Genomic DNA, 26,553 nt, shown 5'->3' on the forward strand with positions numbered 1-26,553 from the left:
GGTGTTCTGTGTGGCGCGATGGCTCCAGTCCTTCCGAAGGCCCCCGACGGTCGGCACCGTCGGCCGTACGAACACGCCCGCACCGGGAACCGGCGTGTCGTCGCGGCTGACGGCGCTGCGGTCGACGGTGGCCGGGATCGGGACGACCCTCGACGAGGAGACCACCTGTGTCGAGCTCACCAAGGTGGCCGCCGAGCTGACCAGGTGCACCACGGCGATCGTGCGACGCGAGGTGGAGGACGGCGAGGCGGAGTTCCTGGCGGTGAGCGGTGACCGCACCCTGCTGCCCGACCTGCGGTGGGCAGTGGCGGCGGCAGTGGCGTGCCGCGACAGCCGGGACAGCCGCGCCAGGCGCGGCTCCGCGCTCTGCGTGCCGCTCGCCACCGGCGACGAGCGGTACGGCGTCCTGGTGTGCGTCCGGGGCGACGGGGCCTTCACCCCGGCCGAGGTGGACGTGCTGGCGCTGCTCGCCGAGCGCGCCGCCTCGCACATCCGCCACGCCCGGGAGCACGACCGGATGAGCCGGATCGTCGGAGACCTCCAGCGCGCGCTCCTCGCCGAGCCCGGCCGGCCGCACCCGAACCTGGACGTAGCCATCCGGTATCTGCCGGTGGGGCAGCGCGCCCTGGTCGGCGGCGACTGGTGCGAGACCGTCCGGCTGCACTTCGGGCGCACCCTGCTCGTGGTCGGCGACGTGATGGGCCACGGCCTGGAGGCGGCCGTCGACATGACCGCCTACCGCTCCGCCCTGCGCTACATCGCCTCCGCCGACCTTCCGCCGCACCGTGTGCTGCGCCAGCTCGACGACATCGCCTCCAACGAGCCGGAGCGCCGGCCCGCCACCTGCCTGATCGCCCGCGTCGACCCCGTGCGCGGCCAGATCACGCTGGCCAGCGCCGGCCATCTGCCGCCCGCCGTGGTCGGCGGCAGCGGCGAGACCTCGCTGCTGCCGGTGCCGGTCGGCCCGCCGCTCGGCACCGGGCTCGGCGGCTACGAGCCGGCGACGTTCCGGATAGGCGGCGACGAGACGCTTCTGCTGTTCACCGACGGGCTCGTCGAGCACCGTGGCGAGGACATCGACCAGTCCCTGAACCGGCTGGCCCGGTTGCGCTTCACCGGCTCGGAAGGGGTGGAGTCCATCCTGGACACGGTCCTCGCCAAGCTCGACGCCCGGCACGCCGAGGACGACGTGGCCATCCTGGCGTCCAAGCTGCGGCACCGGCCACAGCCGGAGGAGGAGGGCGTCACCTTCGCCACGTGAGCCGCTCCCGGTGAGCGCCGGCCGCCTCGTGCGGCGCGAAGCACCTCCCGCACGGGACGCCGTTCCTTACGAATCAGGGACGACCGGTCCCGCCGGTCCCCTACCCGCGGGCGGGATGCGAGGCTGACGGCATGGAACAGCAGTCGTACGGGGCCCGGGTCCTGGTCGTCGACGACGACCCGACCGTCGCCGAGGTGGTCTCCGGATATCTCGACCGGGCCGGATACGTCGTCGACCGGGCCGGTGACGGCCCGGACGCGCTGGCGCGGGCCACCGCGCACTGGCCGGACCTGGTCGTGCTGGACCTGATGCTGCCCGGCATGGACGGGCTGGAGGTGTGCCGGCGGATGCGGGTGCGCGGCCCGGTGCCGGTGATCATGCTGACCGCGCGGGGGGACGAGGACGACCGGATCCTCGGTCTCGAGGTGGGCGCCGACGACTACGTCACCAAGCCCTTCAGCCCCCGCGAACTGGTCCTGCGGGTGGAGTCCGTACTGCGCAGGACCAGGCCCGTCCCGCAGCAGTCCACGGATTCCCTGGGCGCCGCCGGGCTCACGGTGGACCCCGCGGCGCGGCGGGCCGCCAGGAACGGCGACGAACTCGCGCTGACCATCCGGGAGTTCGACCTGCTGGCGTTCTTCCTTCGGCACCCGGGGCGGGCGTTCAGCCGGGAGGAGCTGATGCGTGAGGTGTGGGGGTGGGACTTCGGTGACCTGTCGACGGTGACCGTCCATGTGCGGCGGCTGCGCGGCAAGGTGGAGGACGACCCGGCCCGGCCGCGGTTCATCCAGACGGTGTGGGGCGTCGGGTACCGCTTCGACGCGGGCGACGGGGAGGTGTGAGCCGTGCGGGACACCTTGCTCATCGCCCTGTTCGCGTTCCTGGGCGCCGCCGCGGCCGGACTGCTCGGCGCCGGGGTACTGCTGCTGATCCGGCGGCGCTCGCTCACCGAGCACATCACCGTGGTCGCCGCCGTCGCCGTCGGCGCGATGTTCGCGGGCACGCTCGCGGTCGCGCAGGCGATGTTCCTGTCCGCCCACGACCTGACCGTCGTCACCACCGTGGTGGCCATGGCCGCCGTGGTCTCCCTGGCCACCGCGCTGCTGCTGGGCCGCTGGGTCGCCGCGCGCAGCCGGGCCCTCACCCTCGCCGCCCGCTCCTTCGGTGACGGCGGCGCCTTCACCAGCCCCGCCGGCCCCGCCGCCGCCGAACTGGCCGCCCTCAGCCGCGAACTGGAGGCGACCAGCCGCAAGCTCGCCGAGTCGCGGGACCGGGAGCGCGCCCTGGAGAGCTCCCGGCGCGAACTGGTCGCCTGGATCTCGCACGACCTGCGCACCCCGCTCGCCGGGCTGCGCGCGATGTCCGAGGCGCTGGAGGACGGCGTAGCCGCCGACCCCGAGCGCTATCTGCGCCAGATCCGTGCCGAGGCCGAGCGCCTCAACGACATGGTCGGCGACCTCTTCGAGCTCTCCCGCATCCACGCGGGCACACTGGCCCTCAGCCCGAGCCGGATCTCGGTGTACGACCTGGTCGGCGACGCCCTCGCGGGCGCCGACCCGCTCGCCCGTGAGCTCGGCGTACGCCTCGTCGGTGACCGGGTCGAGTCCGTGCCGGTCGAGGTGGACGGCAAGGAGATGAGCCGCGTGCTGGGGAACCTGCTCGTCAACGCGATCCGGCGGACGCCGTCCGACGGCACGGTGGCGGTGGCCGCCGAACGCTCGCCGGACGGCGTGGTCCTGTCCGTGACGGACGGCTGCGGCGGGATCGCGGAGGAAGACCTGCCGCGTGTCTTCGACACCGGCTGGCGCGGCAGCGACGCCCGTACGCCCCCGGCCGGCGCCGGGCTGGGACTGGCCATCGTGCGCGGCATCGTCGAGGCCCATCAGGGACGGGCCGCCGTGCGCAACGTCTCGGGCGGCTGCCGCTTCGAGGTGACGCTGCCGACGGCGGACGTCTGAGCCCAGGTCCGCCCTGCGCCGCCCGAAACGTGACCGCATGGATCGTGACGGGTTGCCGGACGGTGTCCTCGATGTCGTCCATGGGACAGCGGGCGCCGGGTGCGGCGGACGGCGGGGCTGCCGGTCGCGGCACAGGACTCCGCCGGCGACCTTGCCCGGTCCGCTACGGACGGCAACCGGACGAGGGTCAACAAAATCTCGCAACACAACGGGTCTAGACTCTCCCGGCGACGGCCCGCCACCAGGCGAGAGCGGGCGGCGACTGCCACACCCGAAGGGCGTTCGGCGTTTTGATACGGATAGATTCAGTCACCAAGCGGTATTCCGACGGCACGGTGGCGGTCGACCGGCTGTCACTGGAGATACCCGACCGTTCGATCACCGTCCTCGTCGGACCCTCCGGGTGCGGCAAGACGACCACGCTGCGGATGATCAACCGGATGGTCGAGCCCAGCGAGGGACGGATCCTGCTCGACGGCACCGACATCATGCAGCAGCCGGTCAACACGCTGCGCCGCTCGATGGGTTACGTCATCCAGAACGCCGGCCTCTTCCAGCACCGCACCATCGTCGACAACATCGCCACCGTGCCCCGCATGCTCGGCTGGGGCAAGGACAAGGCCCGCGCCCGCGCCCGGGAGCTGATGGAGCGGGTCGGCCTCGACGCCGCACTCGCCAGGCGCTACCCCTACCAGCTCTCCGGCGGACAGCAGCAGCGCGTGGGCGTGGCCCGGGCGCTCGCCGCCGACCCGCCGGTGCTGCTGATGGACGAGCCGTTCTCCGCGGTCGACCCCGTCGTCCGCAAGGGTCTTCAGGACGAACTCCTGCGCATACAGGCGGAGCTGGGCAAGACCATCGTCTTCGTCACGCACGACATCGACGAGGCCGTCAAGCTCGGCACCATGGTCGCCGTGATGCGTACCGGCGGCCGGCTCGCCCAGTTCGCCCCGCCCGCCGAGCTGCTGTCCAGCCCCGCCGACGAGTTCGTCGAGGACTTCCTCGGCGCCGACCGCGGCATCCGGCGGCTGTCCTTCTTCCCGTCCGCCGGACTGGAGCTGCTCACCACCCCGATCGTCGCCGTCGACGCCACCGCCGAGCAGATCGCCGCCCGCGGCTCGGGCGACGTCCCCTATCTCCTCGTGACCGACCTGGACGGCCGGCCGCTCGGCTGGAGCGCGCCACGCGACCTCATGGCCGGGCGGATCGAGCGGGAGGGACTGCTGCCGTACGGGCGGCCGTTCGTCGCCGAACGGGACTCGCTGCGGGCCGCGCTCGACTGCGCCGTCCTGTCGCCCACGGGCTGGGCCGTCGCCGTGGACGGTGAGGGCCGGGTGGCCGGGGTGGTCTCCCAGCAGACCATCGCCGAGGCGATCCGTGGCGCGCACGCCGGGGTCCCCGCCGCCGGCACCGCGGCCGGCCCCGCGAAGGCCGCTCGATGAACGGCCTCTTCGACCTGCCGAGCGACCTGCAGCACAGCTACTGGGGACTGATCGCGCTGCACCTGCGCGAGGCGCTGCTCCCGGTGCTGGCCGGACTGCTCGTGGCGCTGCCCGTCGCGCAGTTGTGCGTGCGGCTGCGCTGGCTGTACCCGCCCGTGCTGTGGGTGACGACCGTGCTGTACGCGATCCCCTCGCTCGCCTTCTTCGTCGTCCTCATCGACTACACCGGGCTGAGCGAGAGGACGGTGATGATCCCGCTCGCCGTCTACAGCCTGGTGGTGTTCGTCCCGGCGATCGTGGACGGCGTCCGCTCGGTGCCGCGCGAGACCCTCGACGCCGCCACGGCCATGGGCTTCGGGCCGGTACGCCGCTACGCCCAGGTGCAGTTGCCGATCGCGGCGCCCGCGATCATCGCCGGGCTGCGGGTGGCGTCGGTCTCCAGCATCTCCCTGGTCAGCGTCGGCATGCTCATCGGCAACCAGGGCGCCCTCGGCAACCTGCTCAACAGCGGCATGATCTACAACCAGCCGCGCCTGATCTGGCTGTCCGTGATCGGCACGGCCGTCCTCGCCGTCCTCGTCGACGCCGTACTGATCGGCCTGCGCATCCTGGTGACCCCGTGGATGCCGCGCGACACCCGCAGGACCCCGCGCCCGACCGCCTTGAAGGACGCCGCCCGGTGAACGTACTGAACTTCGTCGACGCCTTCTTCAGCGACAGCGCCCACTGGCAGGGCTACGACGGCATCCCCACCCGCCTGCTGGAACACGTCCAGTACACCCTGATGGCGCTCGGCATCGCCGCCGCGGTCGGACTGCCCGTGGGACTGCTGACCGGGCACACCGGGCGCGGCGGCAACACGCTCGCCCTGATCGCCACCGCCGGCCGCGCGCTGCCCAGTTTCGGCCTGATGGTGCTGATGTTCGTGCTGCTCGGGCTCGGGCTGGCACCGGTGATGATCCCGCTCGTCGTGCTGGCGATCCCGCCGATCCTCGTCACCACCTACGAGGCGATGCGCTCGGTCGACCCCGCTCCCGTGGACGCCGCGCGGGGCATGGGCATGGGCGAGGCCGGGGTGCTGTTCCGGGTCGAGATCCCGGTCGCGCTGCCGCTGATCCTCAGCGGTCTGCGCTCGGCGGCCATCCAGATCGTCTCGACGGCCACCATCGCCGCGTACGTGAGCTTCGGAGGCCTCGGCCGCTACATCGTCGACGGCCTCTACCAGCGCAACTACGAGAAGGTCGTGGGCGGCGCCACCCTGGTCGCCGTGCTGGCGCTGGCCACCCTCGGCCTGTTCTGGGCGGTCGCGCGCCTCACGGTCTCCCGCGGGGTCCGCCGGGGCGCCTGACGCCGCCTCATCCCCCGGTGCGGGCCAGCGCCAGCTCCAGCACGACGAGCAGCGCGTCCCGCACCGAGCCGCGCTCCCGGGCGTCGAACACGACCACCGGGACGTGCTCGGCGACGTCGAGCGCCCAGCGGACCTCCTCCAGCGCGTGCTCGACCTTCCCGTCGAAGGCGTTGGCCGCCACCGCGAACGGGATCTGCCGGTGCTCGAAGTAGTCCACGGCCGCGTAGCAGTCGTCCAGCCGCCGGGTGTCGACGATGACCAGCGCGCCGACCGCGCCCTCGACGATGTCGTCCCACATGAAGCCGAAGCGGTCCTGTCCCGGCGTACCGAACAGGTACAGCTTCAGCGTCGGGTCGATGGTGATGCAGCCGAAGTCCATCGCGACCGTGGTGGTGGTCTTGCGCGGGGTGTGCGACAGGTCGTCCACCCCCGCCGCGACCTCCGTGATGGCGGCCTCGGTGGTCAGCGGCTCGATCTCGGAGATGGCGCCCACCGCGGTGGTCTTGCCCACGCCGAAGCCTCCCGCGATCACCAGCTTCACCGGCAGCGGCGGCCGTACGGAGCTCTGCGCGGCCCCGCCGGCGGCGAGCGGTTCAGTCGGTGTCACGGAGTACCCCCCGGGAGTCGGGGATGGCGCGGAGGCCATCGATAACCCTGCGCAGGACGGACGCCTCATGGGTGACGGCGGCGTTCGGCACGTACACCGCCAGATGCCCGGCGGTGCGCAGGTCCTCGGCGAGGACCCGGACGACGTTGAGGTGCAGCCGCAGCAGCGCGGCGATCTCCGCGATGGACTGGGGCTGCTTGCAGGCGGCGACGATGTCGTGCCGCTCGAAGGTGAGCCGGCCGAGCGCGTCGAGCCCCTCGGCGGTGGCCACCACCTGGGTCTCGACGGGAAGGGTCCGGGCGGACGCGGCCTGACCCGCGCCCGCCACCCGGCCGGCGGTGACGAGGAACGGCCGTACGGCGGGGACCGGGCCTGCCGGGTCCGGGCCCGGGGGCGTCGGGTCGTCCGCCATGGGTGTCTTCCTCCTCGACCGGGCGGTGACCGGTCAGCCCGTGGACCCGGCGCCGACGCTGTTCTTCAGTTCGAGCACGAGCTGGGGGCTGAGCGCGGCACCCGCCCGGTTCGCGAACAGCGTCATCTCGTAGGCGATGTTGCCCAGCTTGGCCTCCTTGTCGGCGACCACGCCGAGCACGGCGCCGCTGCCGATCGCGGAGACCAGGACGTGTCCGCCCTCCAGGTCGATGATGACCTTGTTCAGCGCGCCCAGGCCGTAGTTCCCGGAGGCGCCGGCGGCCAGGCTGGTGAGGCCGGAGACGATCGCGGCCAGCCGCTCGGAGTGCGCGCGCTCACGCAGCTGCGCGACGGCGATGAGCAGTCCGTCGGAGGACACCGCGATGGCGTCCACCACGCCCGCGGTCTCGGTCGCGAAACGGTTGAGCAGCCATGTGAAGTCGGCCGCGGCGGCCCGCAGTTCGTCCGGTGTGGTGCCTCCCGTCGGAGTACCACCTGTCGACGTGCTCACTGCTCCGCTCCTTCCGGGAGATGCCTGGGGTCTTGCGAGTCGCTGCCGGGCGCACCGTGCGGGTCACCCGTGCCGCCCTCGTCGCGGCCGTACGGCGGTCGCGTGCCGTCGGCCGTGTCCTCGTCGCGACGGGCGTCGCGGTGGGCGCGTGCCACGGCCGCCTCGAACTCCTCCAGGGCGTCACGGACGGCCTCGGCGTCGGCGGGAGTGGCGGCCCGGTGCGTTTGCGGGCGGCCGTCCTCGGCACCGGCGGTGCTCGGCAGGGTCGCGCCCCGGACGCGGCGGCGCAGCGGGCGGGCGCCGCTCGTGGACGCCTCGCCGCGGGCCCGGGGGATGAGCGGGGAACCGTCGCCCGCCCCGGATGCGGGCCGCGGGACCCGGCGGGGGAGCGAGGCGGAGTCGTCGGTGGGCGCCCCGGACCCGGCGGCGGGGCGCGGTCCCGGCCCGGACGCCGAAGCGGCCGCGTCCGCCGCCCGTCCACCCGTGCCGGAACCGTTGCCGGCGCCCGTGCCGTCCCCCTCGGCGCCGTAGCGCGTCGTACCGCCGGAGGCCACCGGGCTCATCGTGAGCAGCAGCGTGGAGGGGATGCCGATCTCGGCCGTCACACCCCCGCCGGGCGTGCGGGAGAGGGTCACGCCGATCTCCCAGCGCCGGGCCAGGCTGCCCACCACGAACAGGCCCAGCACCTTGGTCGGCACCAGATCCAGGCGTTCCCGGCGGATCAGGCGGGCGTTCTCCTCGCCGAGCCGCTCGGCGCTCATCCCGAGGCCGTGGTCGGCGACGGTGATCGTCGCTCCGTCGTCACCGGTCCGCACGGTCACCTCGACGGGGCTGCCCGCGGGCGAGAACGACACGGCGTTCTCCAGGAGTTCGGCCACCATCAGCGTGAGGTCGCCGACGATGTCCGGCTCGACCATGATCTCGGTGCCGGCGTGCAGTTCGACCCGCTGGTAGCCCTCGATCTGGCCGAGTGCGGCCCGTACGACGTTGGTGAGGGCGGTCGGGCCGCCGTCCAGCACGGTCTCGCGGATACCGGCGAGCAGCATCAGGCTGTCGGCGTTGCGGCGCAGCCGGACCGCGATGTGGTCGATGCGGTAGAGGCGTTCGAGCAGCGCGGGGTCGGTCTCGCCGCGCTCGACGGCGTCGATCAGGGCGAGCTGCCGGGTGGTGAGGTTGCTGACCCGGCGGCCGACGTTGCCGAACATCTCGGCGACGTTGCGGCGGCTGAGCACCTGCCGCTCCAGCAGCGCCGCCGCGGTGGTCTGCACCTGGTTGAAGGCGTCGGCGAGGTCGCCGATCTCGTCCTGGGCGGTGACGGGGATCTCCCGCAGCCTCGGCGGGGCGTCGTCCTCGGTGTCGTCGTCGGCGACCCGGGCGAGTTCGCGGCCGGCCACGTCGGCGACCTGCCGGGCGGCACCGGTGAGCGCCTGCACCGGCCGCACCACCGAGCGGCGTACCACCACCGAGGCGGCACCCCACAGCAGGAAGCCGAGCAGCGCGAGGCCCAGCAGCCAGGCGGCGTTCCACCAGGCGTCGTCGGAGGCCTCGTCGGCCCGGTCGGCGATCTGGTCGATGAGCGAGCCGGTGACCGCCAGCCGGGTGTCGGACTGCTGCCCGTAGGTGGGGTAGTCGGACAGGGCGCGCGTGAACTTCTCGCGGACCGCGGCCGGCGTCGCGGCCTGCAGCGAGCTCGGGTCGATCTGGAGCTCCGCGTAGTGCCGCAGGATGATCGCCTGGGCGGGGTTGTGCTCGATGCCGCGCAGCTCGGCCGCCTGTTCCTCGGTGGCGAACCGTCCGAACCGCTCGGCCTGGTGCTGGTACAGCTCGTAGGCGCCGACCGCGCCGACGAACTCGATGAGTGCGTTGGAGTCGCCGGTCGTGGCCGAGAAGACGCTGGTCTCGAAGGAGCTGTGGGCGGCGTCCGCGCGCAGCAGGGAGTCCAGCAGATTGCCGGTGAAGGTGGCGGCCAGGGCCGGGTTGCGGTCCAGGCCGAGGCCGTCGATCAGGCCCTGGGCGGCGTTGTGGTAAGCCGGGTCGATGTTGTCGGCGGGCAGATAGCCCTGCTCGATGGTCCGGCGCAGGTTGTCGAGGCCCTCGACCTCCCGCAGCGCCTGCGACTCGGTCTGCGGCAGCCGGTCGCCGAAGGCGGCGCGCACCTGCTCGACCTGCGCGTCGGTCTCCCGCTGCGCCACGCGGTAGCCGGTCAGCGCGGGCTTGGCGTCGCCGCCCCGGGCCTCGTACCGCACGGAGAGCAGGATGGCCTGCTGGTGCTCGGTCTCCACCCGGTCGACGAGACCGGCGACCTGCGCGCTGTCCCGGACCAGCGCGGCGGCCTCCGCCGCGCTGCGCGCCTGTGCCACCTGGCCGGAGATGAGATGGGCGAGCAGCACCGCGACACCCGCCAGCGGCACGCCGACCAGGATGTTGAGCTTCTGACGGAACGGCAGGCGGTCGGCGAAGCCGCGCACGCCACCCCGCGACGTCGGAGGTGCCGGCATCGGGGGGTCCCCCTGTCCCGGCGAGGCCGAGGGCCCGGGGGAGGGCGCGCCCACCTCGTTCGTGGACACCGAGCCTCCTTCGTGGGGTGTCGCACCGCGCGGAGAAGCTGCGCGCGTGTCCGTTCGGGTGTCGTTCCGATCGACGTTCGGCCGGTGTACGGCGACACCGGTGCGGTTCGTGTCACCGCTGTGACCGGAGGGCAACTGCGGTGAGACTATCGCCTCTTGGGAGGGCGGATCGCGCCACTCCACGTCAAGAATCAGTTACGACCTGCTCTTAGGTGAGCGGAACTCGATCGGAACTCGACCGGAACTCATCCACATTTCCTTCATCATCTTCATCACAAGTGGTAACTCATCGACGCCGATTGGTGACCTGAATTCGCTTGACTGGGCGAGAACAGGCTGGATTGGATCAGTAGGTGCGGTGTGCGTGCCACGTCCGCGGTGGGTGCGATGTGCCCGCACGTCACGTCACCGCTACCCCCGCCACATCGTCGAGCCCGGAACGGGAATCGTGACTTCAACCGTGAAGAGCACCTTGTCCAGTACGAGACACCGCGGTGCGGCCGCCGTCGCCCTCGCCGTCGCGGCGGCGCTGGTCGCCGGTTGTGGCTCGTCCTCCGACGACACGTCCGACCCGCTCTCGGAGGGCAGCTCGGACGGCAAGACCGTCGTCGTGGGCTCCAACAACTTCGCCGAGAGCATCCTCCTCGCCGACATCTACGGCGAGGCCCTGAAGGCCAAGGGCATAGAGGTCGAGTACAAGCCCAACATCGGCAGCCGCGAGACCACCTACGGCCTGCTGAAGAACGGCTCCATCACCGTCCTGCCCGAGTACAACGGCTCGCTGCTGGCCTACCTCGACCCCGACGCCGAGCAGAAGTCGGCCGAGGCCGTGAACGCCGAGGTCAAGGCCAAGCTGGACGCCAAGCTCACGCTGCTGGAGTCGTCGCCGGCCGAGGACAAGGACTCGGTGTCCGTCAACGCCGAGACGGCCGAGAAGTACGACCTCGGCCCGCAGTCCACCCTCGCCGACCTCAAGGACATCGCGCCCGACCTGGTCATCGGCGGCTCGCCGGAGTTCCAGACCCGGCACCAGGGGCTGGTCGGACTCGACAAGGAGTACGGCCTGAAGTTCAAGTCCTTCAAGGCCCTCGACGCCGGTGGCCCGCTGACCCAGGCGGCACTGACGAAGAACACCGTGCAGGCCGCGGACATCTTCACCACCGACCCGACCATCGTCAAGGAGAAGTTCGTCGTCCTGCGGGACCCGAAGAACCTCTTCGGCTTCGCGAACGTGACCCCGCTGGTGCACAAGAGCGGCCTCTCCCAGGAGGGGGTCGACGCCCTCAACGCGGTCTCCGCCAAGCTCGACACCAAGACGCTCCTCGACCTGGACGCCCAGGTGCAGCTGGAGAACAAGGACCCGCTGGACGTGGCCAAGGCCTGGCTGACGTCGGTCGGCCTGGACTGACCCGTCCCGCCGTACCGGCGGACCCGATGTGCCCCGCACCGCCCTGGAGCGTGCGGGGCACAGCTGTTTCCAGGCCGAGCCGATGCCCGCGCGCCCATTCCCCGGGGCGGCGCGCAGCAAAGCGAGCGCCTCATGAAGCGAAAGCAGACATTGGCGGTCAACCCTTCAACAACGAGGGTGCATTTCCGGCCCGGCAAAGGGTTTCCCCTGTATCCGCACGGCCGTTCCGTTGCCTATCGTTCGAGCACTGCTGACCCACAGGTAACCCCGGACGGGTCGGCGTCGCGCCAGGCCGGCCTCCGCACGCCCGCTTTTCGGCTCCACCCCCCTCCGCTTCGACGACGAAGCGCACAGACCGCCACTCCGCGCTGTCCGGAGTACGGCCACGAAAGGCAAGCTCTTGCGAACCTCCCCTGCCGTCAGACGCAAGCTGATATCCGTCGCCGCGGTCTCCGCGGCGCTGCTCACCGCCGCCACCGCTCAGGTGGCCGCGGCCCAGGAGACCTCCCCGCGTGAGGCCCGTGCGGCCGCTGTCCCCACCGCCCAGACCGAGGCCGCCCCCGGCACCACCGCCGAACGCCTCATCGTCGGCTACAGGTCCGGCGCCGCCGAGGCCAGGTCGAACCGGTCCGCCGAGGCCGACGCCGCGGCCAAGGGCGCGGAGACCGGCGAGGACCTCGACTTCCGGCGCCGCCTCGGCACCGGCGCCGCCCTCGTCGACCTGGGCCAGAACCTCACCAGGTCGGACGTCGCCGACGTGGTCGCCGAGTACCAGGCCGACCCGCAGGTCGCCTACGTCGTTCCGGACCGCCTGAACACCGCCCAGGCCGACCCGAACGACACCGACTACGCCAAGCAGTGGGACCTCTTCGAGGCAGCCGCCGGCATGAACGTCCCCGGAGCCTGGCCCACCTCCACCGGCAGCGGCGTGACCGTGGCCGTCATCGACACCGGTTACGTGGCCCACTCCGACCTCGCCGCGAACATCGTCGGCGGCTACGACTTCATCGCCGACACCGCCGTGTCCGTCGACGGCAACGGCCGCGACAGCAACCCGGCCGACCCGGGCGACTGGTACCTCACGAACGAGTGTGGTTCGGGCATCCCGGGCAGCGACTCCTCCTGGCACGGCACGCACGTGGCCGGCACCATCGCCGCGGCCACGAACAACGGCAAGGGCATGGCGGGCGTCGCCCACGGCGCCAAGATCTCCCCGGTGCGGGTGCTCGGCAAGTGCGGGGGCTACGACAGCGACATCATCGACGCCATCACCTGGGCGTCCGGCGGCACGGTCACCGGCGTGCCCGCCAACTCCCACGTGGCCAAGGTCATCAACATGAGCCTCGGCGGCGACGGCGCCTGCACCTCCGCCACCCAGAGCGCCATCAACGCCGCCGTGAACCGGGGCACGACCGTCGTCGTGGCCGCCGGGAACGACAACGACAACGTGGCCAACCACTCGCCGGGCAACTGCGCCAACGTCATCTCGGTCGCCGCCACCAACCGCTCGGGGGCCAAGGCGTCCTACTCCAACTACGGCTCCCTGGTCGACATCTCGGCGCCGGGAGGCCAGACCAGCACCGGCACGGCCAACGGCATCTACTCCACGCTGAACTCCGGTACCAGGACGCCGTCCACCGAGTCCTACGCCTACTACCAGGGCACCAGCATGGCCACTCCGCACATCGCCGGCCTCGCAGCGCTGATGAAGTCGGCCAAGCCCTCGCTGACCCCGGCACAGATCGAGTCGGCGATCAAGTCCAACGCCCGTGCGCTGCCCGGCGCCTGCTCCGGCGGCTGCGGCGCGGGCCTGGCGGATGCCGCGAAGACGGTCCAGGCCGTGGCGGGCGGTACGCCCACGGGGACGACCTTCTCGAGCAGCTCCGCCGTCGCCGTCCCGGACGCCGGGCCGGCCGTCGAGTCCCCGATCACCGTCGGCGGCCGCACCGGCAACGCGCCCTCGGCCCTGCAGGTCGCGGTGGACATCACCCACACCTACCGCGGTGACCTGGTCGTCGACCTGGTCGCCCCGGACGGCTCGGCGTACCGCCTGAAGTCGTCCAGCGGTTCGGACTCCGCGGACGACGTCAGGACCACCTACACGGTCAACGCGTCCACCGAGTCCGCGAACGGCACCTGGAAGCTCCGGGTCCAGGACACCGCCGCCCAGGACACCGGCCGCCTGAACACCTGGAGCCTGACCTTCTGAGCGACCCGCCCGACAACGGCCGTACGCCGGTCAAGGCCCTCTCAGGCCTTGACCGGCGTACGGCTGAACGCTTCTCCGGGGCGCCTGCGGGATCGTTGCGCTGTCATGAGGCGACGCGGGTGTCCAGCGAGTCCAGCACCCGCGCTCCCCGGTCGGCACGGCTGTCCAGGCCGAGCAGCAGCCCGGGCACGGCGATGCTCGGCAGCATATGGGCCCACAGCACCGACAGCCGGTGCCCGAGGTCGTCCCGCTCCGTCAGGGCCCGCGACATCAGCTGTATGCCCGTGAACGAACCGATCAGCAGCTCCACCGTGTCCCGGGGGTCCACCGTGGGCAGCAACTCGCCCTGTGCCTTCGCCTGTTCCATGAGGGGCGTCAGATGCTCGGCCCACTGCCGGAACGGCCCCGTGTGGTCCACCCCCGGCGGCGCGCACTGATCCACCGCGAGCCGCACGCTGCCCCTGAGCAGGGCGTTGCTCAGCAGCCGCCGGCCGACGACGAACGTGATGTCGACGATCTCCTGCAGCTTGCACGCCTGGGGAGGAATCGAACCGAAGGGCACCTGCTCGTCGAGGACGGCCTGGGCGAGGGATTCCTTGGACGGGAAGTGGAAGTACAGCGCCCCTTTGGTGACTTCGGCGCGGTCCAGCACCATGGCGATGGTGGTGGAGGTGTAACCGTGTTCGTCGAAGACCGCGCCGGCGGCTTCCAGGATCGCCCTGCGTGTCCTGATGGCGCGCTCCTGTTTCGCCATGAGAGACCCTCTCCGGCGCCCAGTTGGCCGGTTCATGCCGCTGGCGCCACGATCGTGCCGGAACTTCCCTGATCATAGGGTGTTACGGAGTGATCGCATTGAAAACAAACCGGTCACCTCGTATTCTGACGCCCACCCACGGCGGACGCCCCACCGTCCGCGCCACCCTTCGGGGGACCGTAGGGAGAAACATGCCACAAGCGCGGCAACTTGCCGAAACCCCGACCCTGACGGCGACTGTCCCCCGGCAGTTCGTGCATCGCGCGGCCGTCGCCGAGACTTTCCTCACCGGCTGGAAACAGACCGGAACCGACCGCTTCGCCGTTGCGGCCCAGTGGCCCCGGGGCCACGGGTTACACGTGTCGCACGACCGTTCCGCCTACGAGCCCCTTCTCGTCGTGGAAACCATCCGCCAGAGCGGAACCCTGATCGCGCACACCGAGTACGACGTGCCCCTGGGGCACCACTTCGTGCTCCAGGAATTCGAAGTCGACACGTTTCCCGGGCACTTGGCCGTCGGCCCGGTACCCGCCGAGCCGGTCGTCGACGTCCACTTCGTCGAGGTCCGCCACCGGGCCGGCCGTCCGGCCGGCGCCCGTTACGCCGCCGAAGTACTGCTCGACGGCGCCCGCGTGGCGACCGCCCGGGTCGCCTTCACCTGCGTCGCCGAGGCCGTCTACCGCAGGCTGCGCGCCGGCCGTACCCCGGCGACCGTGACCGTCCCGCCCGCGCCGCCGGGTCTGCCGCCCCGGGTCGTGGGCCGCGCGCTGCCGGGCGACGTCGTTCTGGCGCCCACCGAACGGGAGGACCGCTGGCGCCTCAGAATTGATACCGCGCATCCCGTTTTCTTCGACCATCCGCTCGATCACGCCCCCGGCATGCTGCTGCTGGAGTCCGCCCGTCAGGCGGCCTGGGCCCGGACGCCGGGCGGCGGGACGCCCAGTTCCTTCCGTTCGGTGTTCCATCGCTACGCCGAACTGGATGAACCTGTATGGATCGAGGCGTCCGGCGGCGCCGGCCCCGGACTGCGAGTCGTCGCGACACAGGGGGAGTTGACGGTCTTCGAGTGCTTGGTCGGCTCGGCACAGGAGTGAGATATCGTGTGCGGGGGGTAAGAAACAAACGGCATAACCCGTTTTCATTCCCAGGAGAGTCCAGCCGATGGCGAGGCAGTTACGAGCCGAGCAGACCCGCGCCACGATCATCAGGGCCGCCGCCGACCTGTTCGACCGTCATGGCTACGAGTCGACCAGCCTCAGCGACATCGTCGAGCACGCCCAAGTCACCAAGGGCGCCCTGTACTTCCACTTCGCCGCGAAGGAGGACCTCGCACACGCCATCATGGAGATCCAGTCGCACGCCGCACGACGGCTGGCCCGTGAGGTGGACGACCGGGAGTGCTCGTCGCTCGAAGGCCTGATCCGCATCACCTTCGGCCTGGTGCGGCTCACCGTGGAGGGGCCGGTGGCCCGCGCCGGGCTCCGGCTCGCCACCGGCGGAGTAGGGGTGCGGCCGCCCCTGCCGCACCCCTTCACGGAGTGGCTCGACATCGTCTCCCGAAAGCTCGTCGGCGCCGTCAAGGAGTGCGACATGCATCCGGACGTCGACGTCGACGCGGTCGCCCACTCCCTCGTCAGCTTCTTCATCGGGATACGCGTGGCGGGCCGCACCCTCGAACCCGTCCTGCGCCTGCCCCGCCGGCTCACCGAGATGTGGTACGTCCTCATCCGCGGCCTCGTGCCGGTGACCAGACGCCCGCGCTACCTAGGCCTCGCCACGCAGCTGGAACGGGAGATCAGAACCGTCTGAGCGGCGCGCGGTACGGTGAGCCGCATGCCCGACACCGCGCCCGCGCCCGTGATCCTCGGCAACGAAACCGGTTCCTTCCCGCACAGTGTGCTGGCCGAACGCCATCCCGCGATCATCCGGCAGGTGCGTGAGTCCCTGCCGTACGGCCCCGACCGGCAGCGCGCGCTCGACGCCCTGCTCACCAGCTGCGCCGAAGGCGTGATCGAGCCACTCCCCTCCGACGCGCACGACCGGGACCGATGGGCCGCGTGGGGTCTTGGCACCTATGCCGGGCAGTCCTGGTTCGACGTGCCCTGGCTGTGGTCGGAGAGCTACTTCTATCGCGCGCTCCTCGAAGCCGTCGGCTACTTCGGCTCCGGACCCGAGCAGGGCATCGACCCGTTCCGCCCCCTCAAGCTCGCCGAACTCGACGCGCCCGCGACCGACGAGGAACTCGCCGCCCTCGACGACCTGCAGTCCCGCCCCGCCGACGAACGCGCCCAGGCCCTGCTGCACGGCTCGCTCTGGGGCAACCGCGCCGACCTCGGATTCCGGCTCTCCGCCGGGGGCGACACCGCGGCCGCCGCCCCCGGTCTGGTCGCCGACGACAGCGAGACGCTGTGGTCCCTCCTGCCGCCTTCCGGCACCGGCACGCTCTGCCTGATCGCCGACAACGCCGGCCGCGAACTCGTCCCCGACCTGTTGCTCGTCGCCCACCTCCTCGCCGAGGGCCGTGCCGGGCGAGCGGTGCTGCACGTCAAGCCCCACCCGTACTACGTCTCCGACGCCACCCCGGCCGACGTGCTCGACGCGCTGCGCCGGCTGACCGGGGCGCCGGGCGCGGCCGGCGCGTACGGGCGGCGGCTGTGGGCGGCGACGACCGACGGCCGGCTGACCGTACGGGTCCACCCGTTCTCCTGCGGACCGCTGCCGTACGCCGAGATGCCCGGCGACCTGCGCACCGAGCTCGCCGCGGCGACGGTGACGATCGTCAAGGGCGACCTCAACTACCGCCGCCTCGTGGGTGACCGGCGCCTGCCCCCGACCACCTCCTTCGCGGACCTGACCGACTACTTCCCCGGTCCGGTCGCCGCCCTGCGCACCCTGAAGTCCGAGGTGATCTGCGGCCTCGACGCGGACACCGAGGCCGCGCTGGTCGCCGCCGAGGGGCAAGGCTGGCGGACCGGCGGCACCCATGCGCTGATCCAGGTCAACGCGGCTCCGGGTGGACGTCGAGACGCAGGTGCTTGATGCCGTTGATGAAGTGGGAGACCAGGCGCTCGGGGGGCGCGGCGAGCCGGAGCTTCGCGGGCAGGGCCCGTAGCGCCTCCTGATACAGCACCCGCAGTTGCAGCCGGGCGAAGTGCGCGCCCAGGCACACATGGGGGCCGTCCCCGAAGGAGACGTGCGGATTCGGCGCGCGCAGCAGGTCCAGCCGGCCGGGCTCGGTGAAGACCCGCTCGTCGTGGTTGGCGGCCGCGTGGAAGACGACCACCTTGTCCCCGGCCCGGATGGGCCGCCCGGCCAGCACCGTGTCCGACACGGCGGTCCGGCGGAAGGTGAGCACGGGCGGGTGCCGGCGGAGCAACTCCTCGACGGCCGGGCCGAGACCGGCCGACCCGGTGCGCAGCTGTGCGTACGCGGACGGGTCCTCGGCCAGCGCCAGCAGCCCGCCCGGTGCCGCGCTGCGCACGGTGTCGTTGCCGGCGACGGCGAGCAGGAAGAAGAACATCTCCAGCTCGGCGCCCTCGAGTTCGCCCTCGTGCGCGAGCGTGGTCAGGATGTCGTCGGCGGGGTGGCGGCGCTTGTGCGCGGCGAGTTGCCGGGCATACGCGAACATGTCACGCAGCGCCGCCGGTGAGCGTGGGTCGAGCGGTCTGCCCGTCGCGTCCAGGACCGGTGGACCGGCCTCGTCGGGGTCCTGGTAGCCGATCACCCGCCGGGTCCAGTGCAGCAACAGCCCGCGTTCACCTACCGGGACGCCGAGCAGGTCCGCGAGGTTGAGCAGGGCGTAGTCGTCGGTGACGGCGGTGACGACGTCGACCGTGCCGTCCCCGGACCGGGCCTGTGCCACGGCGTCCGCGAACAGTGCCCGCGCGCGTTCCCGGGCGACGGCCGTGAAGCGCTCGACGCGCCCGGGCGTGAACGCGCGGCTCACCAGGCGCCGCAGCCGGTTGTGGTCCGGCGGGTCCTGATTGAGCATCATGCGGCGGATGAACGGCAGGTCGTCCGGGTCCGGATCACGGATCTGGGTGGCGCCGAGATGCGACGAGTAGGCCACCGAATCCTTCAGGACGCGGACGACGTCGGCGTGCCGGGTCACCGCCCAGAACCCCGGCCCGGCCGGCCAGCCGAGCACCTCGGGCTCGTCCTGCCAGGCCACGGGGTGGTGGTCACGCAGGACGCGGTAGGCGTCGTACGGCACCCCGGCGGCGTACCGGCGCGGATCGAAGACGTCGGGGACGGGCGGGGCCGCGTGCGGCGTCACGCCGGGTTGCCTCCTTCCGGCCGGTCGCGGCGGAGGAAGTCCTCGACCACGCGCACGAGTTCGAGCGGGGTCTCGTCCATGGCGTAGTGGCCGGCGCCCGGCAGTTCGTGGAGTTCGGCACGCGGGTACCAGGTCAGCCAGGTGCCCCGGAGAAGATCCGCCGACAGGGCGGGGTCGAGCGCTCCGGCGACGGCGAGCGCCGGGACCGTCGCGCCCTCGACCCGCTCGTGGAAGTCCTCGCGGGCCCAGGAGTCCAGCCAGGCGCGGAAGGCCTTGGGATCGCTCCGCGCCAGGGAGCGGGCGACCATGCGGTCCAGCCATGCGGCGGGCCTGCGGCCGCCGGTGGTGACGTCGATGATCGCCCTCCGGTTCTCCGGCCGGTGGGCGGCGTCCGCGAACAGCTCCCACTGCTCCGGCGGCAGCGCGAGACCGGAGGCGGGCACCGGCGAGATGCCCACCACCGAGCGGAGCCGGTGCGGGGCGACGGCGAGCAGCCGCTGGGCGATCGCGCCGCCCATGGAGTGCCCGACGACGGAGAACCGCGCCCAGCCGAGCCGGTCGGCCAGCGTGACCAGGTCCCGCGCCGCCTCACCGGTGGTGTACGCGCCGTCCGCGTGCTCGGCCTGCCCGTAGCCGCGCAGATCGACAAGGGCGTACTGGAACGACGTGCGGTCCAGATCCGGCAGGACGGGCGCGAACGCGGACCGGTCGGCGAACCAGCCGTGCACGGCGAACACCTTGTGGGCGCCGTCGCCGTGCAGCTCATGGGGGAGCACGAAGGAGGTCATGGACCCACCGTGGCCGGTGCTGCGGGGCCGGGCAAGGGTGCCTGAGGTGTGGACAGGGAGCGGAACGCCCATGAACTGCGTTGCGCGCTCCCGGATCTGGCCCCGATTCACGCGATGGTGTGATCATGTCCTGGCCGGTGGATGCCCTCGACGGGCCGCGGGTAGGGCCCGGCCATGACGCAGCAGCCGTTCGAACTCCCGCACTTCTACATGCCGTATCCCGCGCGGCTGAACCCGCATCTCGACGAGGCGCGTGCCCATTCGACCGTCTGGGCGCGCGAGATGGGCATGCTGGAGGGGTCCGGGATCTGGGAGCAGGCCGACCTCGACGCGCACGACTACGGCCTGCTCTGCGCCTATACCCACCCCGACTGCGACGCCGAGGCCCTCTCGCTCGTCACCGACTGGTACGTGTGGGTCTTCTTCTTCGACGACCACTTCCTGGAGACGTTCAAGCGCAGCCAGGACCGCGCCGGAGGCAAGGCCTACCTGGACCGCCTGCCGCTGTTCATGCCGCTCGATCTGTCGGCCCCCCTTCCGGAGCCGGAGAACCCGGTGGAGGCGGGCCTGGCCGACCTCTGGACCCGTACGGTGCCCTCGATGTCCATGGACTGGCGCCGCCGGTTCTCCGTCGCGACCGAGCATCTGCTGAACGAGTCCCTGTGGGAGCTGTCCAACATCAACGAGGGGCGGATCGCCAACCCCGTCGAGTACATCGAGATGCGCCGCAAGGTCGGGGGCGCTCCCTGGTCCGCCGGTCTCGTGGAGTACGCGACCGCCGAGGTGCCCGCGTCCGTCGCCGGCTCCCGGCCGCTGAGGGTACTGATGGAGACGTTCTCCGACGGCGTCCATCTGCGCAACGACCTGTTCTCCTACCAGCGGGAGGTCGAGGACGAGGGCGAGCTCAGCAACGGGGTGCTCGTGCTGGAGACCTTCTTCGGCTGCACCACGCAGGAGGCCGCCGAGGCCGTCAACGACATCCTCACCTCCCGGCTCCACCAGTTCGAGCACACCGCGTTCACCGAAGTCCCGGCGCTGGCCCTGGAGAAGGGCCTCACCCCGGACGAACTGGCGGCCGTCGCGGCCTACACCAAGGGCCTGCAGGACTGGCAGTCCGGCGGCCACGAGTGGCACATGCGGTCCAGCCGCTACATGAACGAGAACGCCACGGCCACCACCCCGTGGAGCGCGGGAGCCACCGGAATCGGCACCTCCGGCACCGACATCCGCTCGCTGCTCGCCTCGGCAGGTGCCGAACGGCTGCGCGCGTACACGCACGTGCCGTTCCAGAAGGTCGGACCGTCGCGGATTCCCGACGTGTATATGCCGTTCCAGGTGCGCCTCAACCCCGGCCTGGACGGCGCCCGCGCCCGCCTCCTGCCCTGGGTGCAGGGCGTCGGCATGCTCAGTGAGGGCGTCTGGGACGAGGACAAACTCGCCGCGAACGACCTGCCGCTGTGCTCGGCGGGCCTCGACCCGGACGGCGGTCCGCAGGCCCTCGAGCTCAGCGCCTGCTGGCTGGCCTGGGGCACCTACGGCGACGACTACTACCCGCTCGTCTTCGGGCACCGCCGTGACCTCGCCGCCGCCAGACTGTCCACGGAACGCCTCTCGGCCTGCATGCCCGTCGACGGCGCGGCGCCGATCGTCCCGGTGAACGCCATGGAGCGCGGCCTCGTCGACCTGTGGCGGCGCACCACGGTGAACATGGACGAGGACTCCCGCCGCCGGCTGAAGGCCGCGATCGACGTGATGACCGAGAGCTGGGTGTGGGAGGTGGCCAACCAGCTCCACAACCGCATCCCCGACCCCGTCGACTATCTGGAGATGCGCCGTGCCACCTTCGGCTCGGACCTGACCATCAGCCTCTGCCGGATGGGCCATGGCCCCCACATCCCGCCGGAGGTCTACCGCAGCGGCCCCGTCCGCTCGCTGGAGAACGCCGCCATCGACTACGCGTGCCTCCTCAACGACGTCTTCTCGTACCAGAAGGAGATCGAGTACGAGGGCGAGATCCACAACGCGATCCTCGTGGTGCAGAACTTCTTCGGCACCGACTACCCGACCGCCCTCACCATCGTCAACGACCTGATGACGCAGCGGATGCAGCAGTTCGAGCATGTGGCGGCGACCGAACTGCCGGTGGTGTACGACGACTTCGCGCTGTCCGCGGAGGACCGGGAGAGCATGGCCGGATATGTGGCCGCCCTGCAGAACTGGATGGCGGGCATCCTGAACTGGCACCGCTCGGTCGCCCGCTACAAGGCGGACTGGCTGGAGGGCCGGGCCCACGGCTTCCTGCCGGACCGCGCGCCGTCCACACCCCTGCCGGTCGGCTGACGCGGTCGCTCGGCCCGCTCGGCCGACCTCGGGGCCGTCCGGCCCCCTGGTGGTGCCGGGAGCGCTTGCGCCGCGCGGCAGTCTCACTCGTTCGTGGCTCGTCGTGCGCCGGTGCGCCGGGTAGTGCATCAGCGGAGGCGAACCATGGAACAGACTGCGCTGCGACCCAAGCCGATCCCCGGCCAGGAAGCCGGAGGCGGCGGCTCCGATCCCGGCCCGCGGCCGCATGCCGCACGGCGGCGCGGCCGACGGCTCACGACCCCGCTGTTCGGGCTGCTCGCCGCGGCGGTGCTCGTGCTGACCGGCGTCGGAATCGGCACGGTGGCCGCCACGGTGATCGGCATGAGCAAGCTCGCCGAAGTCCGCAGTCAGGCCGGCGGGACGGCGCCCTCGGCACCGGCGGATCCGTCCGCCTCGCCCGGCCCGGGCTCCCCGGGGCCGTCCGCCGACGGGCCGGTCCCCGCGGCGGACGTGGTCCTGGGCGTCGAGGTCACCGACGCCGAGAAGTCCGGCGCCCTGGTCGTCGGCGTGCACATCCCCGGCCCGGGACACGCGGCGGGCCTGGTGCGGGGCGACGTACTGCTCACCTTCGACGGCACGCCCGTCGAGTCCGCGACCGACCTCGTACGGGCGGTGGACGAGGCGCGCCCCGGAACGGCGGTTCTGGTGACGGTACGTCACGAAAGCGGTGGTTATCAGCAGTTGTCGGTCGCTCCGGGCGTCCTCACGTGACCACGCGGAAGTGGCTGGTGAGCCGCCCCTCGTCGTCCAGTACATGGAAGGCGAGCCCGACCGGAGCATCCCGGTCGGCGGCCCCTTCACCCTCCCAGGGCAGCCGCAGCGTCCACGTCACGCCGGGGCCGACGGCCAGCGGGCGCCCGGCGAACGTGGTGGCGGTGGCCGTGTGCGCGTGCCCCGTGATCAGGCCGGCGACCTCGGGGCGGCGCTCCATGAGGGCGGCGAGCCGGTGGGGTGCCCGCAGAGGGTAGGAGTCGGGCAGCGGGTGGTGCAGCGCCACGGGCGGGTGGTGCAGGGCGAGCAGCGCCGGAACTCTTCCGTCCAGTTCGTCGAGGGTCGCGTCGATCCACGTGTAGGTCTTGTCGTCCAGGCAGCCCTCGTCGCTCCCCGGGATGCTGGAGTCGCACATCAGCACGGCGGCGCCCTCGAACAGGTGCACCTCGTTGACCGGCCCCTCGGCCGCGGCCCGGCCGAGCAGAGCCTTGCGGAAGGGTGCGCGGCTGTCGTGGTTGCCGGGGCAGGTCAGCACCGGGAAGGGCGCGCCACCGGAGCGCAGGCCCAGAATGCGGGCCGCCTCCTCGTACTCCGCCTCCGTGCCGTGGTCCGCGATGTCGCCGGTGACCAGCAGCGCGTCGAGGTGTCCCGGCAGTTCCCACAGCCGGTCCCGCACCCGCTCGGCACGCTCCGTCGCCCGCGCGCTTCCGTCCAGGTGCAGATCGCTGATGTGTGCGAGTACAAGCACGCCGGGCCTCCTGGGGCGCTGTCTAATGGATCAGCTGCATCTGAGCATTAGATCAGATGCTCGGGCCAGCCTTGCCCCGCCCGTTGCGCCTTCGAGCTCAGAGGGCGTGCCCCGCGAAGTCCGAGCAGGCGCCAGGTCAGCCGGACAGGGTGAGGATCACCTCGTCGATCTCCGCGCCGCGTGCGTTCGCGAAGCCTCGCTCGGTGCGGGTCGCCACGAACCCGCACTTCTCCAGGACCCGGATCGAGCCGCCGTTGTCCGCAGCCGCACGGGCGTGGAGCGGGCGGTCCGGTACGACGGCGAGCAGCTCCCGCAACGCGGCGGTGGCGGCTCCACGGCCCCAGTACTCACGCCCGATCCAGTAGGTGACCTCACGCTCCCCGCGCGGACCGAACACACCGAGGTGGCCGACGATCTCCCCGTCCTCCCCGGTGACGGTGCGCACCATGACCGCCGGATCGCGGCGGATCCGCGCCCAGTGGGCGTCGAAACGGGCACGATCCGACGGGTCCTCGGCGGTGAACGCGGCCATCAGGTTTCCCTCGGGATCGGTCATATGGGCGTAGAAGACCGGTAGATCGCCGTCCCGCACTTCTCGTAGCGTCACGTCCATCAGAGCCTCCAGAGGGTGATCTCGAGCGGTCGCCTGTGCCGCGAGACGCTCGTGGATCATCGCAAACCGCCACCGGTCCGGGCGGCTTTCACCGTGGTCCGCCGAGAGCCCGGCCCGAACGCCGACGGCACGCGTTCCGGGCTCGCCGGCACAGGACACCGCGAACCGCGCCTTACCGGCTCGCGTCGCCCCCGCCGGGCGGGCAGGATGCTGCCCGTGGTTCCCGTACCGGCTCAAGGAGGCTGGCATGACCGGCAGTACGGCCGCGCCCTTCACCGCAGACGACTACCGGGCCCGGATGGAGCGCGCGGTGCGGGAGGCCGCCTACGCGGGGCTGGCCGGGCTGCTGGTGGCGCCGGGGCCTGACCTGGTCTGGCTCACCGGCTACGCGCCCACCGCCGCCACCGAACGGCTCACCCTGCTGGTGCTCGCCGTGGACCGGGACCCCGTCCTCGTCGTCCCGGCCCTGGAGGCCCCCGATGCCGCGCACGCCGCCGGCGCGAGCGCCGTGACCCTGCGGGACTGGACCGACGGCAAGGACCCCTACGCCCTGACCGCGGGCCTTCTCGGTGTCTCCGGGCGCTTCGGGATCAGTGACAACGCCTGGGCCATGCACCTGCTGGGCCTGCAGAAGGCGCTCCCGGGCACGTCGTACGCCTCCCTGACGGAGGCCCTGCCGATGCTGCGTGCCGTCAAGGACCCGGCGGAGCTGGAGCTCCTGGCCGCCGCGGGAGCCGCCGCGGACGCGGCGTTCGAGGAGATCAGGAACGTTCGCTTCGGTGGCCGCCGGGAGTCCGACGTGGCCCGGGACCTCGCCGGCCTGCTGCGCCGGTTCGGCCACTCCCAGGTCGACTTCACCATCGTCGCCTCCGGCCCGAACGGGGCCAACCCGCACCACGAGGCCGGCGACCGTGTCATCGCACGCGGCGACATGGTCGTCCTCGACTTCGGCGGCCTCAAGGACGGCTACGGCTCCGACACCTCCCGCACGGTCCACGTCGGCGAACCCACCGCCGAGGAGCGCGAGGTGCACGACCTCGTGCGGGAGGCCCAGGAGGCGGGCTTCCGGGCCGTCCGGCCGGGAGTGCCCTGCCAGGACGTCGACCGGGCCGCCCGCGCGGTCGTCGCCGGCGCCGGGTACGGCGAGTACTTCATCCACCGCACCGGGCACGGCATCGGCGTCACCACCCATGAGCCGCCGTACGTCATCGAGGGCGAGGAACAGCCCCTGGTCCCCGGGATGTGCTTCTCCGTGGAGCCCGGCGTCTATCTGCCGGGCCGGTTCGGGGTCCGCATCGAGGACATCGTCACCGTGACCGAGGAGGGCGGCCGGCGCCTGAACAACACGACCCGGGAGATGCTGATAGTGGAGTGAGCCGACCCCAGGAGCCCCTGTCCGCACCCGAGCGACAACGGTCCCACCATGACCCAGGCACCGACGCCCACCGAGGACACCGTCCGCAGACTGGTCCGTTCCCTGCTCAAGGAGGGCACGGCCGGCCCGGACGTCCGGCCCGTCGACGAGAGCGGCGGGCTCACCACGTGGTGGGTCGGCACGCGGCACGTGCTGCGCCTCGCCCCCGACCGCGAGAGCGCCGCACGCCAGCGCCGCGAGCTGCGCCTGCGCGAGGTCGTCCGCCCGCACCTCCCGGTCGCGGTGCCGGTGAGCGTGGCGCACGGCGAATGGGCGCCCGGCCTCACCTACACGCTGGACACCAAGGTTTCCGGCGGCTCCGCGCCGGAGCCGGACATCTCCGCCCTCGGCGAGGCCGACTTGGCCGGGCTCCTCACGGGGCTGCGCGAGGTGCCCCTACGGCAGGCCGAGGCGCTCGGCGTACCGCGTGCCGCGCCGCGTTCCCTGGAGGGGCTGCGCTGCGCCGCCGGGAACGCCGCCGAACAGCTCGCCCCGGCCGACGAGTTCGACGCGGCGCGGATGCACCAGTTCACCCCGGCCGCGGCGGTCCAGCTCGCCGCCCAGTCCGGCGGCGCGGTCCTCGTCCATCACGGCCTCACCGGCGCGCACCTGGTGGTCGGCGCCGACGGCCGCGTCCGCGGCGTCCTCGGCTGGGCCGACGTCGTCGTCGGCGACCCGGCCGAGGACATCGCCGCCCTCGCCCTCGCCGTCGGCGCCCCCGCGGCCGTCCGCGCCGCCACCCTCGCCGGGTACGGCGCCCGGCCCTGCCTGCGCGGCCTGTGGCTCGCCCGCTGCGACAGCGTCGTCCACCTCGCCGAACGCCTCTCCGGCCGGGGCAACGCGGCCCTGCCCGACCTCAGGACCCAGCTCCGCAACGCGTGGGAGGCGATCCTGCTGGAACGCGTGACGGAATTCCGGGGGGACGAGGGGGAGGACGCGCCCTAGACGAGGCGGGGCCGCCGGACGCGGAGCCGGGCCGGGCCGGGGCGATGCGCAGCGCACGGCATTCTCTGGTGGCTGGTGGCTGGTGACTGGTGAACGGTCGACGGGGGCAGGCGGCGGCCACTTGCCGTTCGGCGACCGGCGATTGGCGCACCGGTCGAAGGCGACCGGCCCCTGACGCACCGGCCAGCCGACCGGCGGGAGGCGCACCCGCGCACCGGCCGACG

At 72.2% G+C, this 26,553-nt stretch carries 24 protein-coding genes; 15 read left to right on the forward strand and 9 right to left on the reverse strand.

The genetic code is table 11. From position 1 onward, the window contains the following. Window positions 1–10 precede the first annotated feature (10 nt). The 6 genes from ACIHCM_RS11260 (at window position 11) to ACIHCM_RS11285 (ending at window position 6,006) form a co-directional block, all read left to right on the forward strand. Complete coding sequence (locus tag ACIHCM_RS11260; RefSeq protein ID WP_399892657.1) at window positions 11–1,261, forward strand: PP2C family protein-serine/threonine phosphatase; 1,251 nt, start codon at window positions 11–13, stop codon at window positions 1,259–1,261. A gap of 131 nt (window positions 1,262–1,392) precedes the next feature. After that, complete coding sequence (locus ACIHCM_RS11265; RefSeq protein WP_399892660.1) at window positions 1,393–2,103, forward strand: response regulator transcription factor; 711 nt, start codon at window positions 1,393–1,395, stop codon at window positions 2,101–2,103. A 3-nt stretch (window positions 2,104–2,106) separates the two neighbouring features. Continuing rightward, entirely contained in the window at window positions 2,107–3,219 is a 1,113-nt protein-coding gene (locus ACIHCM_RS11270) for a sensor histidine kinase (RefSeq protein ID WP_399892662.1), read from the forward strand. A gap of 290 nt (window positions 3,220–3,509) precedes the next feature. Continuing rightward, the gene (locus ACIHCM_RS11275; RefSeq protein WP_399892665.1) at window positions 3,510–4,658 is read left to right on the forward strand and encodes an ABC transporter ATP-binding protein; all 1,149 of its coding nucleotides are present in this window, start codon (window positions 3,510–3,512) and stop codon (window positions 4,656–4,658) included. Further along, window positions 4,655–5,341 carry an ABC transporter permease gene (locus ACIHCM_RS11280; protein ID WP_399892668.1) on the forward strand — a complete coding sequence of 229 codons (687 nt, stop codon included), beginning with the start codon at window positions 4,655–4,657 and terminating at the stop codon, window positions 5,339–5,341. Before ACIHCM_RS11275 ends, ACIHCM_RS11280 begins: the two co-directional genes overlap by 4 nt. Continuing rightward, window positions 5,338–6,006, forward strand: a complete 669-nt coding sequence (locus ACIHCM_RS11285; RefSeq protein ID WP_399892671.1) for an ABC transporter permease — start codon at window positions 5,338–5,340, stop codon at window positions 6,004–6,006. Before ACIHCM_RS11280 ends, ACIHCM_RS11285 begins: the two co-directional genes overlap by 4 nt. 7 nt (window positions 6,007–6,013) lie before the next feature. Here ACIHCM_RS11285 and ACIHCM_RS11290 read toward each other — a convergent pair whose 3' ends face one another. From ACIHCM_RS11290 to ACIHCM_RS11305, 4 genes are read right to left on the reverse strand one after another with little or no spacing between them, the layout of a single operon-like run. After that, window positions 6,014–6,613 (reverse strand): GTP-binding protein, encoded by a 600-nt coding sequence (locus ACIHCM_RS11290; RefSeq protein ID WP_399892674.1) that lies wholly within the window; start codon window positions 6,611–6,613, stop codon window positions 6,014–6,016. After that, the gene (locus tag ACIHCM_RS11295) at window positions 6,600–7,025 is read right to left on the reverse strand and encodes a DUF742 domain-containing protein (protein WP_399892677.1); all 426 of its coding nucleotides are present in this window, start codon (window positions 7,023–7,025) and stop codon (window positions 6,600–6,602) included. The genes ACIHCM_RS11290 and ACIHCM_RS11295 overlap by 14 nt, the downstream gene beginning before the upstream one ends. 33 nt (window positions 7,026–7,058) lie before the next feature. Next, on the reverse strand, window positions 7,059–7,535 hold the full coding sequence (locus ACIHCM_RS11300; protein WP_385375878.1) for a roadblock/LC7 domain-containing protein: 477 nt from the start codon (window positions 7,533–7,535) through the stop codon (window positions 7,059–7,061). Beyond that, window positions 7,532–10,102 (reverse strand): ATP-binding protein, encoded by a 2,571-nt coding sequence (locus tag ACIHCM_RS11305; protein WP_399892680.1) that lies wholly within the window; start codon window positions 10,100–10,102, stop codon window positions 7,532–7,534. Before ACIHCM_RS11305 ends, ACIHCM_RS11300 begins: the two co-directional genes overlap by 4 nt. Before the next feature lie 448 nt (window positions 10,103–10,550). On the opposite strand from ACIHCM_RS11305, the gene ACIHCM_RS11310 reads away from it, so the two are divergent. Both ACIHCM_RS11310 and ACIHCM_RS11315 read left to right on the forward strand, forming a co-directional pair. Continuing rightward, window positions 10,551–11,510, forward strand: a complete 960-nt coding sequence (locus ACIHCM_RS11310) for an ABC transporter substrate-binding protein (RefSeq protein WP_399892683.1) — start codon at window positions 10,551–10,553, stop codon at window positions 11,508–11,510. A gap of 400 nt (window positions 11,511–11,910) precedes the next feature. Continuing rightward, the gene (locus ACIHCM_RS11315; protein ID WP_399892686.1) at window positions 11,911–13,719 is read left to right on the forward strand and encodes a S8 family serine peptidase; all 1,809 of its coding nucleotides are present in this window, start codon (window positions 11,911–11,913) and stop codon (window positions 13,717–13,719) included. Between the two features lie 103 nt (window positions 13,720–13,822). Here the strand turns inward: ACIHCM_RS11315 and ACIHCM_RS11320 are convergent, their stop codons facing one another. Then, window positions 13,823–14,473 (reverse strand): ScbR family autoregulator-binding transcription factor, encoded by a 651-nt coding sequence (locus ACIHCM_RS11320; protein WP_399892689.1) that lies wholly within the window; start codon window positions 14,471–14,473, stop codon window positions 13,823–13,825. Window positions 14,474–14,664: 191 nt separating this feature from the next. Here ACIHCM_RS11320 and ACIHCM_RS11325 point away from each other — a divergent pair, with 191 nt between their 5' ends. From ACIHCM_RS11325 to ACIHCM_RS11335, 3 genes are all read left to right on the forward strand, one after another. After that, window positions 14,665–15,567 (forward strand): ScbA/BarX family gamma-butyrolactone biosynthesis protein, encoded by a 903-nt coding sequence (locus tag ACIHCM_RS11325; protein WP_399892692.1) that lies wholly within the window; start codon window positions 14,665–14,667, stop codon window positions 15,565–15,567. Between the two features lie 67 nt (window positions 15,568–15,634). Then, window positions 15,635–16,282, forward strand: a complete 648-nt coding sequence (locus ACIHCM_RS11330) for a ScbR family autoregulator-binding transcription factor (protein WP_399892695.1) — start codon at window positions 15,635–15,637, stop codon at window positions 16,280–16,282. Window positions 16,283–16,306: 24 nt separating this feature from the next. Then, on the forward strand, window positions 16,307–17,512 hold the full coding sequence (locus ACIHCM_RS11335) for a damage-control phosphatase ARMT1 family protein (protein ID WP_399892698.1): 1,206 nt from the start codon (window positions 16,307–16,309) through the stop codon (window positions 17,510–17,512). Here the strand turns inward: ACIHCM_RS11335 and ACIHCM_RS11340 are convergent. Together ACIHCM_RS11340 and ACIHCM_RS11345 are read right to left on the reverse strand one after the other, a co-directional pair. Then, window positions 17,472–18,749: a cytochrome P450 gene (locus ACIHCM_RS11340; protein WP_399892701.1), complete on the reverse strand. Its 1,278-nt coding sequence runs from the start codon at window positions 18,747–18,749 to the stop codon at window positions 17,472–17,474. The two genes, ACIHCM_RS11335 and ACIHCM_RS11340, sit on opposite strands and share 41 nt — an antisense overlap. Beyond that, window positions 18,746–19,537: an alpha/beta fold hydrolase gene (locus ACIHCM_RS11345; RefSeq protein WP_399892704.1), complete on the reverse strand. Its 792-nt coding sequence runs from the start codon at window positions 19,535–19,537 to the stop codon at window positions 18,746–18,748. Before ACIHCM_RS11345 ends, ACIHCM_RS11340 begins: the two co-directional genes overlap by 4 nt. 174 nt (window positions 19,538–19,711) lie before the next feature. Here ACIHCM_RS11345 and cyc2 point away from each other — a divergent pair, with 174 nt between their 5' ends. Together cyc2 and ACIHCM_RS11355 are read left to right on the forward strand one after the other, a co-directional pair. Beyond that, window positions 19,712–21,877 carry a germacradienol/geosmin synthase Cyc2 gene (gene cyc2 / locus ACIHCM_RS11350; RefSeq protein WP_399892707.1) on the forward strand — a complete coding sequence of 722 codons (2,166 nt, stop codon included), beginning with the start codon at window positions 19,712–19,714 and terminating at the stop codon, window positions 21,875–21,877. A gap of 144 nt (window positions 21,878–22,021) precedes the next feature. After that, window positions 22,022–22,609, forward strand: a complete 588-nt coding sequence (locus tag ACIHCM_RS11355; RefSeq protein ID WP_399892709.1) for a PDZ domain-containing protein — start codon at window positions 22,022–22,024, stop codon at window positions 22,607–22,609. Here the strand turns inward: ACIHCM_RS11355 and ACIHCM_RS11360 are convergent. Beyond that, window positions 22,602–23,357, reverse strand: a complete 756-nt coding sequence (locus ACIHCM_RS11360) for a metallophosphoesterase (protein ID WP_399892712.1) — start codon at window positions 23,355–23,357, stop codon at window positions 22,602–22,604. The genes ACIHCM_RS11355 and ACIHCM_RS11360 overlap by 8 nt on opposite strands. 136 nt (window positions 23,358–23,493) lie before the next feature. Next, on the reverse strand, window positions 23,494–23,970 hold the full coding sequence (locus ACIHCM_RS11365) for a GNAT family N-acetyltransferase (protein WP_399892715.1): 477 nt from the start codon (window positions 23,968–23,970) through the stop codon (window positions 23,494–23,496). A gap of 247 nt (window positions 23,971–24,217) precedes the next feature. Here ACIHCM_RS11365 and ACIHCM_RS11370 point away from each other — a divergent pair, with 247 nt between their 5' ends. Both ACIHCM_RS11370 and ACIHCM_RS11375 read left to right on the forward strand, forming a co-directional pair. Beyond that, window positions 24,218–25,345, forward strand: a complete 1,128-nt coding sequence (locus ACIHCM_RS11370; protein WP_399892718.1) for an aminopeptidase P family protein — start codon at window positions 24,218–24,220, stop codon at window positions 25,343–25,345. 48 nt (window positions 25,346–25,393) lie between these two features. After that, entirely contained in the window at window positions 25,394–26,329 is a 936-nt protein-coding gene (locus ACIHCM_RS11375; RefSeq protein WP_399892721.1) for an aminoglycoside phosphotransferase family protein, read from the forward strand. Window positions 26,330–26,553 lie beyond the last annotated feature (224 nt).

Origin of the sequence: Streptomyces sp. NPDC052023, assembly GCF_044548465.1 — a bacterium.
In the GTDB taxonomy this organism is placed as follows: domain Bacteria; phylum Actinomycetota; class Actinomycetes; order Streptomycetales; family Streptomycetaceae; genus Streptomyces.

Bases quoted from the DNA above. Each gene is read 5' to 3' on its own strand.
- ACIHCM_RS11265 (WP_399892660.1), top strand. From the start codon at position 1,393: ATGGAACAGCAGTCGTACGGGGCCCGGGTCCTGGTCGTCGACGACGAC.
- ACIHCM_RS11280 (WP_399892668.1), top strand. From the start codon at position 4,655: ATGAACGGCCTCTTCGACCTGCCGAGCGACCTGCAGCACAGCTACTGG.
- ACIHCM_RS11295 (WP_399892677.1), bottom strand. From the start codon at position 7,025: ATGGCGGACGACCCGACGCCCCCGGGCCCGGACCCGGCAGGCCCGGTC.
- ACIHCM_RS11320 (WP_399892689.1), bottom strand. From the start codon at position 14,473: ATGGCGAAACAGGAGCGCGCCATCAGGACACGCAGGGCGATCCTGGAA.
- ACIHCM_RS11325 (WP_399892692.1), top strand. From the start codon at position 14,665: ATGCCACAAGCGCGGCAACTTGCCGAAACCCCGACCCTGACGGCGACT.
- ACIHCM_RS11330 (WP_399892695.1), top strand. From the start codon at position 15,635: ATGGCGAGGCAGTTACGAGCCGAGCAGACCCGCGCCACGATCATCAGG.
- ACIHCM_RS11335 (WP_399892698.1), top strand. From the start codon at position 16,307: ATGCCCGACACCGCGCCCGCGCCCGTGATCCTCGGCAACGAAACCGGT.
- ACIHCM_RS11345 (WP_399892704.1), bottom strand. From the start codon at position 19,537: ATGACCTCCTTCGTGCTCCCCCATGAGCTGCACGGCGACGGCGCCCAC.
- cyc2 (WP_399892707.1), top strand. From the start codon at position 19,712: ATGACGCAGCAGCCGTTCGAACTCCCGCACTTCTACATGCCGTATCCC.
- ACIHCM_RS11355 (WP_399892709.1), top strand. From the start codon at position 22,022: ATGGAACAGACTGCGCTGCGACCCAAGCCGATCCCCGGCCAGGAAGCC.
- ACIHCM_RS11365 (WP_399892715.1), bottom strand. From the start codon at position 23,970: ATGGACGTGACGCTACGAGAAGTGCGGGACGGCGATCTACCGGTCTTC.
- ACIHCM_RS11370 (WP_399892718.1), top strand. From the start codon at position 24,218: ATGACCGGCAGTACGGCCGCGCCCTTCACCGCAGACGACTACCGGGCC.
- ACIHCM_RS11375 (WP_399892721.1), top strand. From the start codon at position 25,394: ATGACCCAGGCACCGACGCCCACCGAGGACACCGTCCGCAGACTGGTC.